The following is a 14,606-nucleotide window of genomic DNA, read 5'->3' on the forward strand; positions in this document are numbered from 1 at the left end:
CCGGCAGGCATGGATACCTGGACGTCCAACCATCGGAAACCAACCAAATGACGTGTGACCGGCGGTGAACGTCCGAAAGACGGAACAGATGTGGGTCGACGCTGAATGCGGATTATCCACCGGGACGGCGGCGTCTGCGCGCCATGGCGGGACGACGACGCCCAGGCGGCGGACGATAGTCCCATGAACGTGGACACCGGCCCCGCGAACAGCGCCAACCCGGCCGACAGCGACCCGACCACCAGCTCCGCGGACATCAGCGGACCAGCCGCGGACACTGCCGCGGCGCAGGTGGGACGCGTGCGGGTGGCACTGACCCGCACCGGCGGCGTCCTGGGCGTGACGATCCGTCGTGCGCTCGACACCGCTGACCTACCCGTCCCCGCGGCCGACCGACTGCGTGCCCTCATCGCCAGCGCCATCGCCACCCCCGGACGCACCCTCCGACGCCGGGCCGGGAACGCCGCGAGGGCAGGACATCAGCCCCGCCAGGGGGCCTGCTGGACGCGGTGGGGCCGATCGGTTCTCGTACGTGCTGGAGATCGAACAAGCGGGCCGCCGCACGGTACTGCACGTGGACGAGCCGCTACCATCCGCGATCCGCCCGCTGCTGGACCTCCTGCGCACGGCCCCCATCACCCCCCGGACCGACCCGTAACCTCACCGAAACATTTCATGCCGAGGCCACGCCGACGACCCGGAACACCGCACCACCGGAACACCGGTCGACCCGGTCGACCCGGTCGAAAATGGTTCGCGAAACCCGTGGGGTTCGGGCATCCTGAACAGGCCGACGGGCACCGGGAGTCACCCGCGCAGTCCGCCTGAATCACCCTGCCCGAAGCCCGGTGAATCCGGTTCCGGAAGGCAGCAGAAATGAGCCGTTAACGCATGGCACGGGCCGGCCGGTACGCGAATATCCGAACGATGATCGCACGAGAGGATGAGCCCTGATGAGCCCTATCGCGACGATTGCGGACGCCGCGCATCCGATCTGGCTGTGGAGCCGGCCCGAGGAGATCGAGTCGGCCGCGCTCGATCAGCTGCGCAACGTCGCCGCGCTGCCCTACGTCCACCACCACGTCGCCGTGATGCCCGACGTCCACCTCGGCTACGGGGCCACGGTGGGGTCCGTCATCGCGCTGCGCGACGCGGTGTCACCGGCGGCCGTCGGCGTCGACATCGGCTGCGGGATGGCCGCGGCCCGCACCAACCTCACCGCCGCGGACCTGCCCGACGACCTCGCGGGCCTGCGGCACGCACTCGAGGCGGCGATCCCGGTCGGCAAGAGCAGCCACACCGAGGCGACCGACCACTCCCGCGCGCAGAACGATCTGTGGAGCGCCTTCCCCGACCTGCACCCCCGCGTCCAGACCCGGCTGGCTCGGGCCATGGCCCAGGTGGGCACCCTGGGTTCGGGCAACCACTTCGTCGAGCTCTGCCTGGACACCGACGACGCGGTCTGGATCATGCTGCACTCCGGCTCCCGCAACATCGGCAAGGAGCTGGCCGAGGCACACATAGGTGTCGCCCGCACGTTGGAGCACAACGCGGGCCTGGCCGACCCTGACCTCGCGGTCTTCCTCGCCGGCACCCCGCAGATGCGCGCGTACCGCCACGACCTCGACTGGGCGCAGACCTACGCCCGCCGCAACCGCGAGGCGATGCTCACCGCCGCGGCGACGGCCCTGCGCGCCCAGCTGCCGATGCTGCGCACACCCACCCCGCCCGAGCACGGTCCGCACGCCGGTGATCACACGTTCGCGCTGGTGAACTGCCACCACAACTACGTCGCGGCCGAGCACCACTTCGGCGCCGACGTCCTGGTCACCCGCAAGGGCGCGATCTCGGCGCGGGCCGGGGAGATGGGCATTATCCCCGGTTCGATGGGCACCCGCTCCTACCTGGTCCGGGGGCGCGGCAACCCCGACTCGTTCCACTCCGCGAGCCACGGCGCCGGCCGGACGATGAGCCGTAACCGGGCCCGTCGCACGTTCACCGTGGCCGACCTCGCCGCCCAGACCCGGGGCGTCGAGTGCCGCAAGGACGCCGGTGTCCTCGACGAGATCCCCGCCGCCTACAAGGACATCGACAGCGTCATCGCCGCCCAGACCGACTTGGTGGACGTCGTCGCCGAGCTACGCGCCGTCCTCTGCGTGAAGGGCTGACCGCCACACCGACGCCGCTCAGGCGGCATCGTGGAAGATCAGCCCGAGGGTGCGGCGCTGGCCCGATCGGACGGTGCTCACACCGTGTCGGACCGCCGCCGCGGACCAGCCCCGCGTCGAGCGGATCGGCCGGTCCCGGGTGGTGAACACCAGCGCATGGCCGCGGGGCAGGGTGAGAGCCGTGCCCCGCGACTGGGCTCGCGCCCGCTGCTCGACGAGCAGGAACTCACCCCCGGTGTAGTCCACGCCGGGCGTGTCGAGCCCGATCACGACCTGCAACGGGAACACCAGGTCGCCGTACAGATCGCGGTGCAGCGCGTTCCAGCCGCCGGCGCCGTAACGCAACAGCAGCGGTGTGGGCAGCACCTGGCCGGCCCGTGCGCACACGGCCAGCCAGTTCCTCGAGGGCCGCCGGCCAGGGCGCCTCGCGGCGCAGACGCGCCGCCCACTCCTGCGCGACCGGCAGCAGCACCTGGTAGAAGGCGCGGCGCAGGGAGGTCACCACGGGTGGTAGCGGGTGATCGAAGTAGCGGTACTGGCCCGCGCCGAACCGGTGGCGGGCCATGTCGACGGTGGCCCGGAACCCGGCGGCGTCCTCGACGCGCGCGGCGAGGTCGGCGCAGTCGTGCGCACCGAGCACTGGCCCGGTCAGGGCATACCCGGCGGCGTCCAGATCCCGGTACACACCATCCCGGTACACACCCGCCGCGTCCAGACCGACAGCCCCGTGGCCCGATCCGGCCACATCCTGGCTCCCGCTCGTCATGACACGCTGGCGGTGGCGCTGGTGCTGGCCCGGGCGAGGGGTGGCAGGTCCAGGAATGTGCCGAGGGCGCCCTCGTGGCGCAGGAGGTAGTCCTTGCGGTCGAGGCCCGCGGCGAAGCCGCGCAGGTTCCCGTCGGCGCCGATCACCCGGTGGCAGGGCCGGATCAGCAGCAGCGGATTCGCCCCGACGGCGGTGCCGATGGCACGCGCGTCGGTGCGGCCGGTGCCGATCCGCGCGGCCAGCGCGCCGTAGGTGGTCGTCGTGCCGAACGGGATCGTCTCCAATGCCTGCCAGACCCGTTCCTGAAACGCCGATCCGCTGGTCCACACGGGCAGGTCGAAGGTGCGTTGCCGCCCGGCGAAGTACTCCTCAAGTTGTGCCGTGACCGGTGCGAACGGCTCCCGCGCGGCTCGCCAGGTCGCCTGCGGACGGACCGCCTTCGGCTGGCCGACCAGCCAGGACAGGCCGGCCAGCGCGAACCCGGCCGCTAGGTCGGGACGCTCGACCCCCACCAGCAGCAGGTCACCGAGCGGACTCGACACGGTCGTGTGGACCACCGGCGACCCGCCCATGGCCCCGGCCGATTCCCTGCCACCCGTCGTCATCGTCGCGCTCACGCCCCTGCCCCGCGTCGTCGTCATGCTCCAAGCCTGCGCCCCGCACCGCCCGGATGCTGGCGAGAATCCGACGTCGAACTCGGGCCCGTCAGCCAAGCCCGCGGCGCAGAACGACGAAGTACAGGTCGGGACGCAGCGGATCACCGAACCGACGGTCGGCGTAGGGAAACGGCCGCCGCCCCGACATGGGCGCGTAACCACGCCGCTGGTACCAGTCGAGTAGTTCAGCACGTTGGGCGATGACCAGCATCTCCATCCAGCCCGCCGCCCAGGCGCGGACCGCGTGCTGTTCGGCCCGGGCCAGCAGACTTCCCCCGATGCCGCTTCCCTGCAGACCCGGGCGGACCGCGAACATCCCGAAGTAGGCGCCCACCGCCCCCTCACCGCTGTGGTCCGTATCCCCCGAACCGGCCATGGCCTGCGCCGGCGGTTCGATCCGACGCTGCACGTGGCAACAGCCCACCCGCTCACCCGCTGCGTCCGTGGCGAGCAGGAGCAGGCTGTGCGGGTCGGTGACCGCCGCCCGCACCTCGGCGACGTCGGTGCGCTGGCCCGCCAGCAGATCCGCCTCGGTGGTCCACCCCGCCCGGCTGGACTCCCCCCGGTAGGCCGACTCGACAAGATCGACGATCGCGGCGATCTCCACGTCGGAGTCGACCGCGGCCCGAAACATCAGATCCCCTGCCGCGCCCCGACCCGACCCTGGCCCCGCTCCCGAGCTCGGCCCCATCCCAGGACCTGGCCCCGGCCCTTCGGACGTCGTACGTGCGGACACAGCACCTCCACCCACGGCTCCTGCGGGCACCGGACCTCCGGGCACCGGACCTCCGGGCACCGGACCTCCGGGCACCGGACCCGCAGGCGCCGGACCCATGGGCGCCGGACCCGCGGGCGCCGGCTGGTCGGGTGGCAGACGGCCCGGGGGTAGCGACGGGACGGGGGGCATGGCTCCATCCTCACAGCCCATCCGGGCCATCATCCCGCCTGGGCAGCGGTGCCCCGCTCGATCAGCGCGTCGGCGAGGCGAGGCAGCACGCTACCCAGCGGCGCATCCACCCGCACCGCCGCCCGACCGTCCCCCCGGGTGGGACCCTGGTTGACGATCGCGACCGGAACACCGAGTTCGGCGGCCCGCAGGACGAACCGGTAGCCCGACATGACCGCCAGCGACGAGCCGAGGATCAGCAACGCCTGCGCGCTCTCCACCAGCGCGATCGCCCGGGCCAACCGAGGTCGGGGCACCGTCGCGCCGAAGAAGACCACGTCGGGTTCGAGGCGCTCACCGCCGCAGGTCGCGCAGCCGACCATGACGAACCGGGCGACGTCGGAGTCCGAAAGGGCGACGTCCCCATCCGGGTTGGTGGGCGCGTCGGCGACCTCGAGGTCGGGGTTCGCGGCCCGCAGGCGCGCGTCGAGTTCCCGGCGGGTGCTCTGCTGACCGCAGTCGGGGCACATCACCCGGGACAGCCGGCCGTGCAGGTCGACGACGTTGCGCGAGCCGGCCCGCTGATGCAGACCATCGACGTTCTGGGTGATCAGACCGGTGACGACCCCCGCCTGCTCCAGTCGGGCCAGAGCGTGATGGCCCGCGTTGGGGAAGGCCTCGGCGATCTGACGCCAGCCGGCGTGGCTACGCGCCCAGTACCGGTGCCGGGCGCCGGGCACGCCGACGAAATCCTGGTAGGTCATCGGGGTGTGGCGGCGCAGTGCCCCGTTCGGGCCACGGTAGTCCGGGATACCGGAGTCGGTGGAGATCCCCGCCCCGCTGAGGGCCACCACACCCCCCGCGGCGACCAGCGCGCACAGCTGGTCGAACGACTCACCGTCGCCCCGGGCACCGTCGGTCCGTTCCGTCACGCCTTCCATGCTGCCCGATCGACGCAGGTCCGTCCCTTCGTCCCAGGTGGTGGTCCTACGGCACCGGTCGTACGGTCAGTTTGCACACCTTGAGGTGTGACCCCGTCCGAAAGGAGCAGGGTGATGAGGACGTCCCGAACATCATTCGATCGGGAGCGGGTGACCGATCGCCGTCGGGCGTACCAGCATCCGCGATCGGCCGGCGAGACCTCGGCCGACGACGGTTTCCAGGTCGGCGACGGTTCTCGCGCCGACGAGGAATGTCAACCCTACCCCGACGCACAGCCCTACCCCGACGCCCAGGCCTACCCGGACGCGCAGGCCTACCCGGACGCGCAGGCCTACGAGGATGTCCAGGCGTACGAGCGGGCCCAGGAGTTCGACCGGGCCGTGGCGCTCGCCGATTCCTCGATCTACCACGCCGGGGTGGGCCAGGCCGACCGGCTCGTCGCCGACCCGGTGGACGGGCCACTCGGCGTCCTGGCCCCACCGGGCCAGGCAGCGGGGCATGCCCTGGTGCGGGCCGCCGCGCGCACCGAATGTCTGCTCGACGCGGAGCCGGAGACCATGCTGCGGGTCAGGGTCCGCTGGCTCCAGCTGACCACCCGGGCCGAGGACGATCCCGCGGACACCCCCGGCGCCGAGCAGCCGCCATGGCTCGCGGACGTCCGTGGCGGCGCACTCGGCCGCGGTCGCCCTCAGGCGCGACGCGTGGCCTACATTCCCCATGACCTCGAGGAACGTGTACCGCTGTGGGTGCTGCTCGCCGCACGACCCCCCCCCGCCCCGCAGCCTCCGCCCGCCGGCTGGTCACGTGGCTGGCTGCCGCATCCGAGCGCGCCCAGGCCCGATCCGTGGGAGCCGCGGGTACGCGCCGTCGGCGGGCCGCAGGAGGCCGGCCGGACCCACGTCATGCGGCTGACCGCGCCGGCCGGACGCCATGTGCGTGCCGTGCTGCGCCCAGGGGCCGCGCCGATCAGGGTCGCCTGGGACAGCTGGTCGGTGCAGGGTGAACTGCGTCTGAGTGCCGGACTCACCGGCGGCCCACACCCGTTGATCCGCCTGCGCGCCGAGCTGGCCAACACCTCCGGCTGGCATCCCCGGTTGGACGGGGCATCCCCCTGGTCCGCGCGGGACGCCGAAGGTGGGGAGCCGACTCCGGGAGCCGGCTGGCCCGAACGGGCTCTGCGGCATGCCCTGATCGGGGCGCACATCATCGTCGGTGTCGACGATGGCGGATTCGCGCCGCCCGAGGTTGCCCGCGCACGGGCGGTGCCCGTAGCCCGAACGGGCGTCGACGACGGGCTGTGGCCCGTGCTGGTGGGCGAGCTCTTCGCGCCGACCGTCGCCCTGTTCTCGCCGGTCCGACTCGCCGATCGTCGGCGCGCCCAACCCTGACCATCCATTCCGGCCATTCCGGCCGCTGGGCCTAACCGTCTTTCGAGCCAGCCGACTCCGTCGGGTCCGGCTGGCTCGTCGCGGCGGGCGGGTCCGGCTCGCCGGACGAATCCGATCGATGGGCAGGCGGCCGCACGGTGGCCGCGGCCTCAGACGAAGCGGATTCCCCGACGGCCACGGACTCCCCAGCGGCCACGGACTCCCCAGCCACGGCGTCGGAGGGAGCGGGGTCGGAGGGGTCGGCTGTCGTGGGATCGGCGGTGGGGGGCTTTTCGCCGAAGGTGACGTCGACGCGTTGGAAGCTTTTGAACTGCTCCGCCTGGGCGTAGGAGGTGTAGGCGCGACGGTCGGAGTCGGTGAGGTCGACACGGTCGACGAACGGCGACAGCAGGGAACGCGGGAACAGTCTGTCCACCCGCACCGCGTTGATCTCCATCGCGATCACGATCATCACCGCGAGGAAGTACAGCCAGGTGATCAGGCCCAGGACCAGTCCGAACAGGCCGTACACCTGGGTGGAACCCTGCAGCTGGTGGGCGATGTAGTAGCCACCAAGGGTCTGCACGGCCTGCCATCCGGCGGCGGCGAAGACCGCTCCGGGCAGGATCTCCATCACCCGAACGGACCGGGCGGTCAACACCTTGAACCCGACGAGGATCAGGGCCGCGTTGCCCACGATGGCCAGGACCACCGCGAGCGCCTGCAGCCCGGCCGCGAGCCGGCCGAACGCCGACGCCCCGGTGATCACGGTCGACAGCACCGTGGTCAGGATGAGACCGAGGCCCAGCAGGCCGATCAGGCTCAGGCTGCGCAGCCGGGCGAAGAACGGGTTCGGTCGGGACCGTCGCGGCACCGCCCACACCGTGTCCAGCGCGTTGCCGATCGCGCGGGCCACCCCGAGGCTGCCGAAGATCGCGCCGATCACACCGATGGCGACCGCGGTGCCGCTGCCCTTGAGGGCCTGCACGTCATCCCGCAGCTGGTCGCCGATGATCGGGAACTGGCCGAGCGCGGAGTTCACCAGCTGCTCCTGCAGATGGTGATGGCCGTTCAGGACGAACGCGAGGCTCGTGGTGAGCAGCAGCAACAGCGGGAACAGCGACAGGAACGCGTAGAACGTGATCAGCGCGGCCAGGTACCCGCCCTGGTCGTCGGCGAACTTGTACAGCACGGCGATGACGAACCCGAGGCCGCGATGGCGTCGCTGAGCCCGGTCCAACCGGGCACCAAGCGCCATCCCGCGTCTCCCCCACCCCTGCGCCGTCACTGCGTAGTCCCCCGTCCGGGCAGGTCACACACCCGCCGGACCAGACCATGTCATCGGATTTGCGCCGTGGATACCCTGGCCTTCAGGCCGGGGAGGAAACGGCGCCCCACGCTGGAACGCATGAGCGAATCCTTTCAGTAGAGTAGAAGCATGTCCCGTTACCGTCTCTCTCCGACGCCTGGACAGGGCGTCGGACTCGAAGAGCATTGCGGGCATGCGCGGTATGTGTGGAACCTGGCAGTCGAACAGCGGTCGTGGTGGACCCGCTATCGGGGAAAGCCGCCGACCCACCTGGAACGCTGCCGGCAGTTGACCGACGCGCGAGCAGGGTTCGACTGGTTGAAAGCCGGGTCGCAGACCATCCAGCAGCAGGCGTTGCGGGATTTCGACCAGGCTGTGCGGAACTTTTTCGGTGGGTCGCATCGGCGGCCGACGTTCCGAAAACGCGGCCAGTCCGAAGGCTTCCAGGTCGTCGGGAAGAACGCTCGGGTCGAGAAGCTGAACCGGCGATGGTCCCGCTGCTGGGTACCGAAAACCGGTTGGGTGAAGTTCCGTGTATCGCGGAAGGTCCCTGATGTCAGGTCCTACCGGGTGACCCGGGACCGCGCCGGCCGCTGGCATGTGGCGTTCGCCGCCGTGCCCATGCCAGTCGACCCGCCCGGCACGGGTGAGGTGGTGGGCGTGGACCGTGGGGTCGCCGTGTCCGCGGCCTTGTCGACGGGCGAGCTGCGGACCTGCCCGGGGCCGCTGCCGACCGAAACCGAACGGCTGCACCGGTGGCAACGCCGACTCGCCCGCGCCACGCGGGGCAGTAACCGTCGCGGGCGGATCCAAGGCCGGATCGCCCGGCTGAAGGCACGGGAAGCCGACCGGCGGAAAGACTGGGTCGAAACGATCTCGACCGATCTCGCCCGGCGGTTCGACGTGATCCGCGTCGAGGATCTGCGGGTGAAGAACATGACCCGCTCGGCGCGCGGCACGGTCGAGAAACCGGGGAAACAGGTCCGGCAGAAAGCCGGCCTGAACCGGGCCATCCTCGCGAACGGCTGGGGACTGTTCGTCCGACGCCTGGAACAGAAAGCCCCCGGCCGGGTCGAGAGGATTCCGGCCGCTTTGACGAGTCAGCGTTGCTCGACCTGCGGGCAGGTGGCGTCCGGGAACCGTGAGAGCCAAGCGGTGTTCCGGTGCGTCGCCTGCGGGCACACGGCCAACGCCGACGTGAACGCAGCTAGGAACATCGCGGCCGGACGGGCCGTGACCGCGCGGGGAGGCACCGGGTCGCCGGAGCCCGTGAACCGCGAACCCCAACACCGCGCACCTCCTCATCTGACGGGTGTGTAGGAGCTGGAATCTCCCGCCTTCAGACGGGGGAGGACGTCAACCCATCAGTCCCGCCGCCCGGACATCATCGCGGGTCGCCCGATCGGGCGATGCCACCAGATGCCGTTCTCGTCGAGTGACTTTTCATGATCATGAAGCGAGGCGATGTCAACGGCGTTGATTATCTTGAGGCCGGACGGCCCTGGTGCCAAGTCGAAAATGACTCGGCACCAGGGCGCACCGCGATCGGTTCTCAGGGCGTCACGACTTCGACTTGAACTCCTGGCCGGCGCGCGTGCCGCCGTCGACGAGGATGTCGACGCCCGTGAGATACCCGGGAGCCTCGCTCGCCGCGAACGCCAGCACCGCCGCGATCTCTTCGGGCTCGCCGAAGCGCTTGATCGCCGAGACCTTCAGGAGATCCGATGCTCCATGGTCGGCTTCGAGCTTGCCCATCGCCGTGTCAAAGCTACCCGGAGACACCGAGAGCACTCGCGCTCCCTTCGCACCGAAGGCGGCGGCGAGGCGACGGGAGTACCACTGGACGAAGTTCTTGCTGAAGCTGTAGGCAAGGCCGGAGTGCAGCTTCTTGCCAAAGACCTTCGAACGCCGCACGATCACGCGCACGAAGGGGCCGGGTCGGTCTCCGCCAGTGGGAACGACCTGGTGGGAACGAGGGCCTTCGGGATGCTGTGACCGGCGACGGAAGCCACGTTCACGAGCACGTCGCCCTCGAGGTACGCGCGCGACACGTGCACGGTGCCGATCGCGTTGATGCGGGCGACGAACTCGGCCGACCCCATCTGCGGGCTGACACCGGCGGCGTGCACGACCGCACGGACATGGTGATCGCCTTCGGCCGCGAACGAGAACAGCGCGTCGACCGATCCGCGGTCCGTGACGTCACACACCGATCCTGCCGCGTCGATCCCCTCTGCTACGAGTGTCGCGACGGCCGTGTCCAGCCGCCCCTGGTCAAGGTCCGCCAGCACGACGCGGTGGTCCTTTCCGAGAATGCGCGCGGTCGCGAGCCCCATTCCGCCGGTACCCCCGGTGATCACAGCTGTGCGGGTCACGTTGTCTCCTCAGTGGATATTCGTACGATTCGTAGCACGGGTCGCCCGATCGGGATGATGCCGCCAGCAGCACCCGGACGTACCGCGCCCAGCGCATGGCCAGCCGCGCGTCCGGCCCAGCGCCGCTTTGATGATCGACATCGCGGGAGCTCGCCAACACCGTTGATTATCTTCACAGCGGCCGGCGAGAGGAGCTGCTCCGCGTCGGACAAGAACCGGCAGCAGGAACGGCAGAACCCGAATCCCGCCGCGAGGGCGGGGTGACCATGGTGGACGGCCTGTCGGCCAGAGCAGCAACGGTGACAACCACGACTGCCCGGGCAGACCGCGGCCCATCGGTGGCCATCTTGCTCCAGCACGAGGCGGACGTCCTCTGCCCGCCGATCCGTGGGTTGCGCACCCGCCGCCGCCTCGGCGGCCTGCTCCCGGTGCCGACTCGTTCCTCGTCTGGGCCCCCGTACCACGCGGCAGGCTTACCCGGCCTGGGCCTGCGGGATCGCCGTGACCCGGACCTCGTGCAGGACGGAGCTGATCGCGTCGATCTCCGGGTCGGAGAACCTGTCGATCAGATCCTGGGCGTAGGTGGTCTGATGGGTGATCACGCGGGCGAACTCGCCCTGGTACTCGGGGTAGCTCAGGTCGAAGCGCTCGGCGATGAAGTCGCGTGGTCCTGGTTCTTCGCGAAGATGATCGTCTTGCCGATCCGGTCACCGCCCGCGACCCGTAGCCCACGGGTCATCAGGACCTCGAGCCCATCGTGTCGTGCCGAGCCAGACAGCAGCCGTGGTCGCCAGCTGATCGATAGGCCGCCGCCCTACCCACCGAGGTAGGGGACCGGACGAAGAAGCGGTCGCCACCCTTGACCATCCCAGGCCCTTAGACCGACGATGATGTCGAATCTTTCGCGCATGTTCGAGAAGGATGGCCTCATGCGGCTGACGCTGCTCGGTACGGACTCGCAGGCGGGTCAGTGCCCGACGCTGTACGCGACGGACCGTGACACCTATGTCATCCAGGGGTGGACGGTGACGGACCCGGAGGCGTTGGCGGACCTGAAGGACGTGTTGGAGGGGGAGACGTTCGTCGAGGTGCCGAAGGCGTTGCTGCGGTTCGCCGCGAACGATCAAGGGGTGGGTGTGCGGGAAGAGGTGGACCGCTGAGTCTGCTGGTCGGCGCGGAATTTGACCGGCTGTTCCGGAGCTTCGAGCACACCGCGTTTCGACTGGAGGCGCGGGACGACTACCAGGTGTCGTACGAGGCCGAGGCGTTGGGCCAGTTCATGGCCGGCGAAGGGGTTAATCTTGGCTGGTTTCAGGATTGGCTGGCCATGATCCGCGGTGCGGCGGCCGAGGGGCGGCGGTTCGCTCGGGTGCGGATCGTCACGGTGCCCTTGAGTGACTACAGCCGGTTCGGGGTGTTTTGCTCTCAGTTCACCAACGCGGCCGGCGAGGACATCCGCTACCTGCCTCGCGACCAGGCTGCCGACCTGCCGGACTACGACTACTGGCTGTTCGACTCCCGGCTGCTCGTCCGGATGCACTTCGCCGACGACCTGACCTTCCTCGGTGGAGAGGTCATCACGGACCCTGCGACCGTGATCCGGCACAACTACTGGCGTGATGCCGCCTGGCACCGCGCCGTCCGACGGGATGACTTTGTCGCCGACTAGATCGACCGGGGCGACCAGCGTCGACGAGGCGCGTCGCGCCTTGGGGTTGCGGCTGCGTGAGATGCGCAAGCGGGCCGGGGTGACCGGCCGGCAGCTCGCCGAGTCCGTGTCCTGGCCCGCGTCGAAGATCTCGAAGTTGGAGAACGGTCGTCAGACCCCGACCGACGAGGACATTCGGGTCTGGGCCGAGGCGACCCGGGCCGAGAACGAGATCGAGGGGCTGCTTGCGTCCCTGCACACGCTGGAGCTGCAACACGCCGAGTGGCGCCGCCAGCTCTCCTCCGGGTTGCGTCAGCACCAGGGCGAAATCGCCGATCTCGATGCTCGGACCCGGTTGTTCCGGGCCTTCGAACCGACGGTGATCCCCGGGCTCCTGCAGACCGCGGAGTATGCCCGCGCGCGGTTCGCCGAGACAGTGGCGGTGTTCAGGGTGCCCGGCGGAGTCGACGACGCCGTCCGGATCCGGATGCAGCGTCAGGAGATGCTGTACCGCTCCGACAAGCGGTTCCACTTCGTGCTCACCGAGGCCGCGCTGCGGTACCGGCTGTGCCCGGTCGAGGTGATGATGGCCCAGCTCGACCGGCTGGTGTCGCTGTCGACGCTGCGCAACGTCCGGTTGGGGATCATCGGCTTCCCGACCCGGTACGTCGTCGCGCCGGCGCACGGCTTCTGGCTACTCGACCAGGAGCGGGTCATGGTCGAGACCTTCTCCGCCGAGCTGAATCTGGCTCAGCCCCAGGAGATCGAGCTCTACGGCGGAATCTTCGAGCAGCTCGCCACGGCCGCCAGTTACGGCGGCACCGCACGGGCGATCATCACCCGTGTCCTGGACGACCTCGCCGCCGAGCTCACCGACGATGGCGCCTAGTTTCGCGTCCAGATCATCCCACTCCCAGTTCTGAGAAAGTTCGAGAATCTTTCTGTTCACGCACGCGCGAGACTCCTACTCTCCGACTCAGACCGACCACCACCGTGCCGGACCGCAGCGTCTGGAGGGGTCCGCATGAGCATCGTGAGGAGCACCGCATGACCGTCCTGGCAGAAGCCCCCGTGAAGAAGGGTCGGTTCCTGGTCCGACCCGACCTGTTCGACCGGCTGACCGACCGCATCGCCGTCGAGGCCGCAGGTGACCGCGACCTCGCGGTCAGGATCATGGACCAGACGCTGGCGTTCCTCGCTGCCAGCGCCGCAACCCCGGACGCCCGCCTGGTTCCAAGCCGCCTCGTCGATATCGGCTGGCACACCTTCCTGCTCTACACCCGCGACTACACCAACTTCTGCCACCAGATCGCCGTCCGGTACATCCACCACCTCCCCAGCAGCCCCACCGGGGAGGCAGCCGACACCGCCGCTGAGCGCATGCGTACCCTGGCCGCGATCACCGCAGCCGGATACACCCTCGACGCCGACCTGTGGCCTCTCGCTGTCGAGGGCCGACACGGCGAGTGCTCGGGACGAGGGAAACTGTTCCGCCTCCGGCAAGGACGGTAACGAGAACGAGGAAACCCGAATCCCGCGGCCATAGAGGGAGGATCTGACCGTGGTGGACCGCTGGGACTCGCTTCCCGCTGTGGTGCGCCAGGCCGCCGGGCGTCACCTGGGCACGGTGGACTCCGTAGTGGCGGTGCCAGGCGGTCAGAACAACGACCTTGCCGCCGTCGTCCACACCCGCGGCGGGGCGGTGTTCGTCAAGGCCGTCCGCGGAATCTGCCGACGGATGCGCTGGTTGCGCAACGAGATCACGGCCGGAACGCTCGCCCCCAGCGTCGCCCCGGCCGTGATCTTCGCCGAGGACGTCGAAGCGGACGGCGAGCCATGGCTCATCGTCGGCTTCGAATATCTGTCTGGCCGGCCTGCGGACCTCTCCCCGGGCTCGGCCGATCTCGCTGTCGTCGGGCAGACGCTGGATCGGATCAGCGCCCTGCCAGCCCCAGGGGTACGCGGCCTGCACGAGCGGTGGAGTGTCCGGGACTGGTGGAGTCGTCTGCGTGCCGTCGCCCCGCATGTTGTAACCGGCGTCGACGTCGACCAGATGGACGGATGGGCCTCGCTCGCATCCCAGGCCGTACGGGGCGACCGCCTTGTCCACACCGACCTGCACGCCGACCAGTTCGTCATCGACGACAGCGGCGACGTCCACGTGATCGACTGGGGCTTTCCCGGTGCCGCGGCCAGCTGGGTCGACCGGGCTTTCCTGGTCATCCGACTCATCCAGGTTGGGCACACCCCGCACGACGCCGAAGCATGGGCAGCGACCCGTCCAGGCTGGCCGACTGACGGCGCCACGCTGACCGCGTTCGCCGCACTCGTCGCCGGCCTGTGGACCTACCGGGAAGCCACCGAAGGGACCGGCGGGCCATGGGTTCACGCCGCCCGCGACTACGCCGCCTGGCGAGTCGGCATATCACATTGAGATCTCTGCGGAGTCGCCCTCGGCGCCGATAAGCGCGATCTCGACCTCGGCTGCC

The 14,606-nt window shown here is 70.0% G+C and carries 16 protein-coding genes and 1 pseudogene; 8 read left to right on the plus strand and 9 right to left on the minus strand.

Annotated features, from left to right (window positions below; genetic code table 11):
- Nucleotides 1-953: 953 nt before the first annotated feature.
- Complete coding sequence (locus G6R24_RS10715; RefSeq protein WP_163549111.1) at nucleotides 954-2,168, plus strand: RtcB family protein; 1,215 nt, start codon at nucleotides 954-956, stop codon at nucleotides 2,166-2,168.
- An 18-nt stretch (nucleotides 2,169-2,186) separates the two neighbouring features.
- On the opposite strand, the gene G6R24_RS24490 is transcribed toward G6R24_RS10715, so the two are convergent.
- From G6R24_RS24490 to G6R24_RS10735, 5 genes and pseudogenes are all read right to left on the minus strand, one after another.
- A complete protein-coding gene (locus tag G6R24_RS24490) occupies nucleotides 2,187-2,555 on the minus strand; it encodes a 2OG-Fe(II) oxygenase (RefSeq protein ID WP_254592478.1) in 369 nt (122 codons plus the stop codon).
- A gap of 55 nt (nucleotides 2,556-2,610) precedes the next feature.
- Nucleotides 2,611-2,934 (minus strand): annotated as a pseudogene (locus G6R24_RS24495) (2OG-Fe(II) oxygenase); the annotation flags it as partial.
- Complete coding sequence (locus G6R24_RS10725) at nucleotides 2,931-3,539, minus strand: methylated-DNA--[protein]-cysteine S-methyltransferase (RefSeq protein ID WP_163549118.1); 609 nt, start codon at nucleotides 3,537-3,539, stop codon at nucleotides 2,931-2,933. The gene G6R24_RS10725 and the pseudogene G6R24_RS24495, both read right to left, overlap by 4 nt.
- Before the next feature lie 100 nt (nucleotides 3,540-3,639).
- A complete protein-coding gene (locus G6R24_RS10730; protein ID WP_163549112.1) occupies nucleotides 3,640-4,224 on the minus strand; it encodes a GNAT family N-acetyltransferase in 585 nt (194 codons plus the stop codon).
- Nucleotides 4,225-4,526: 302 nt separating this feature from the next.
- Nucleotides 4,527-5,417, minus strand: a complete 891-nt coding sequence (locus G6R24_RS10735) for an NAD-dependent protein deacetylase (RefSeq protein WP_163549113.1) — start codon at nucleotides 5,415-5,417, stop codon at nucleotides 4,527-4,529.
- Between the two features lie 150 nt (nucleotides 5,418-5,567).
- On the opposite strand from G6R24_RS10735, the gene G6R24_RS10740 reads away from it, so the two are divergent.
- Nucleotides 5,568-6,806, plus strand: coding sequence for a hypothetical protein (locus G6R24_RS10740; RefSeq protein WP_163549114.1), 1,239 nt, complete (start codon nucleotides 5,568-5,570; stop codon nucleotides 6,804-6,806).
- A 31-nt stretch (nucleotides 6,807-6,837) separates the two neighbouring features.
- Here G6R24_RS10740 and G6R24_RS10745 read toward each other — a convergent pair whose 3' ends face one another.
- A complete protein-coding gene (locus G6R24_RS10745; RefSeq protein WP_225438381.1) occupies nucleotides 6,838-8,043 on the minus strand; it encodes a YihY/virulence factor BrkB family protein in 1,206 nt (401 codons plus the stop codon).
- Nucleotides 8,044-8,223: 180 nt separating this feature from the next.
- Here G6R24_RS10745 and G6R24_RS10750 point away from each other — a divergent pair, with 180 nt between their 5' ends.
- Nucleotides 8,224-9,414, plus strand: coding sequence for an RNA-guided endonuclease InsQ/TnpB family protein (locus G6R24_RS10750; RefSeq protein WP_163549115.1), 1,191 nt, complete (start codon nucleotides 8,224-8,226; stop codon nucleotides 9,412-9,414).
- Between the two features lie 240 nt (nucleotides 9,415-9,654).
- Here the strand turns inward: G6R24_RS10750 and G6R24_RS22290 are convergent, their stop codons facing one another.
- The 3 genes from G6R24_RS22290 to G6R24_RS24500 all read right to left on the minus strand — a co-directional run bounded on the left by G6R24_RS22290 (nucleotide 9,655) and on the right by G6R24_RS24500 (nucleotide 11,071).
- The gene (locus tag G6R24_RS22290) at nucleotides 9,655-10,020 is read right to left on the minus strand and encodes an SDR family oxidoreductase (RefSeq protein ID WP_217451535.1); all 366 of its coding nucleotides are present in this window, start codon (nucleotides 10,018-10,020) and stop codon (nucleotides 9,655-9,657) included.
- Nucleotides 10,011-10,469, minus strand: a complete 459-nt coding sequence (locus G6R24_RS22295; RefSeq protein ID WP_217465678.1) for an SDR family NAD(P)-dependent oxidoreductase — start codon at nucleotides 10,467-10,469, stop codon at nucleotides 10,011-10,013. The genes G6R24_RS22290 and G6R24_RS22295 overlap by 10 nt, the downstream gene beginning before the upstream one ends.
- Nucleotides 10,470-10,942: 473 nt before the next feature.
- Nucleotides 10,943-11,071 carry a hypothetical protein gene (locus G6R24_RS24500; protein WP_263864038.1) on the minus strand — a complete coding sequence of 43 codons (129 nt, stop codon included), beginning with the start codon at nucleotides 11,069-11,071 and terminating at the stop codon, nucleotides 10,943-10,945.
- 327 nt (nucleotides 11,072-11,398) lie between these two features.
- Between G6R24_RS24500 and G6R24_RS10765 the strand changes: the two genes are divergently transcribed.
- The 5 genes from G6R24_RS10765 (at nucleotide 11,399) to G6R24_RS10785 (ending at nucleotide 14,551) form a co-directional block, all read left to right on the plus strand.
- Entirely contained in the window at nucleotides 11,399-11,629 is a 231-nt protein-coding gene (locus tag G6R24_RS10765) for a hypothetical protein (protein WP_163549116.1), read from the plus strand.
- 62 nt (nucleotides 11,630-11,691) lie between these two features.
- Nucleotides 11,692-12,138 (plus strand): DUF6879 family protein, encoded by a 447-nt coding sequence (locus tag G6R24_RS10770; protein WP_338084431.1) that lies wholly within the window; start codon nucleotides 11,692-11,694, stop codon nucleotides 12,136-12,138.
- The gene (locus tag G6R24_RS10775; RefSeq protein WP_163549117.1) at nucleotides 12,119-13,006 is read left to right on the plus strand and encodes a helix-turn-helix domain-containing protein; all 888 of its coding nucleotides are present in this window, start codon (nucleotides 12,119-12,121) and stop codon (nucleotides 13,004-13,006) included. Before G6R24_RS10770 ends, G6R24_RS10775 begins: the two co-directional genes overlap by 20 nt.
- 158 nt (nucleotides 13,007-13,164) lie before the next feature.
- Complete coding sequence (locus G6R24_RS10780; protein WP_175084364.1) at nucleotides 13,165-13,629, plus strand: glycine-rich domain-containing protein; 465 nt, start codon at nucleotides 13,165-13,167, stop codon at nucleotides 13,627-13,629.
- 49 nt (nucleotides 13,630-13,678) lie between these two features.
- Nucleotides 13,679-14,551: an aminoglycoside phosphotransferase/kinase family protein gene (locus G6R24_RS10785; protein ID WP_217451532.1), complete on the plus strand. Its 873-nt coding sequence runs from the start codon at nucleotides 13,679-13,681 to the stop codon at nucleotides 14,549-14,551.
- Nucleotides 14,552-14,606: the final 55 nt, after the last annotated feature.

This window comes from Candidatus Frankia nodulisporulans, from assembly GCF_902806475.1.
In the GTDB taxonomy this organism is placed as follows: domain Bacteria; phylum Actinomycetota; class Actinomycetes; order Frankiales; family Frankiaceae; genus Frankia; species Frankia umida.

Excerpts from the sequence above, each read along its gene's own strand:
- G6R24_RS10715 (WP_163549111.1), top strand. The coding sequence starts at position 954 with ATGAGCCCTATCGCGACGATTGCGGACGCCGCGCATCCGATCTGGCTG.
- G6R24_RS10725 (WP_163549118.1), bottom strand. The coding sequence starts at position 3,539 with ATGACGACGGGTGGCAGGGAATCGGCCGGGGCCATGGGCGGGTCGCCG.
- G6R24_RS10730 (WP_163549112.1), bottom strand. The coding sequence starts at position 4,224 with ATGTTTCGGGCCGCGGTCGACTCCGACGTGGAGATCGCCGCGATCGTC.
- G6R24_RS10735 (WP_163549113.1), bottom strand. The coding sequence starts at position 5,417 with ATGGAAGGCGTGACGGAACGGACCGACGGTGCCCGGGGCGACGGTGAG.
- G6R24_RS10745 (WP_225438381.1), bottom strand. The coding sequence starts at position 8,043 with ATGGCGCTTGGTGCCCGGTTGGACCGGGCTCAGCGACGCCATCGCGGC.
- G6R24_RS10750 (WP_163549115.1), top strand. The coding sequence starts at position 8,224 with ATGTCCCGTTACCGTCTCTCTCCGACGCCTGGACAGGGCGTCGGACTC.
- G6R24_RS10765 (WP_163549116.1), top strand. The coding sequence starts at position 11,399 with ATGCGGCTGACGCTGCTCGGTACGGACTCGCAGGCGGGTCAGTGCCCG.
- G6R24_RS10775 (WP_163549117.1), top strand. The coding sequence starts at position 12,119 with ATGACTTTGTCGCCGACTAGATCGACCGGGGCGACCAGCGTCGACGAG.
- G6R24_RS10780 (WP_175084364.1), top strand. The coding sequence starts at position 13,165 with ATGACCGTCCTGGCAGAAGCCCCCGTGAAGAAGGGTCGGTTCCTGGTC.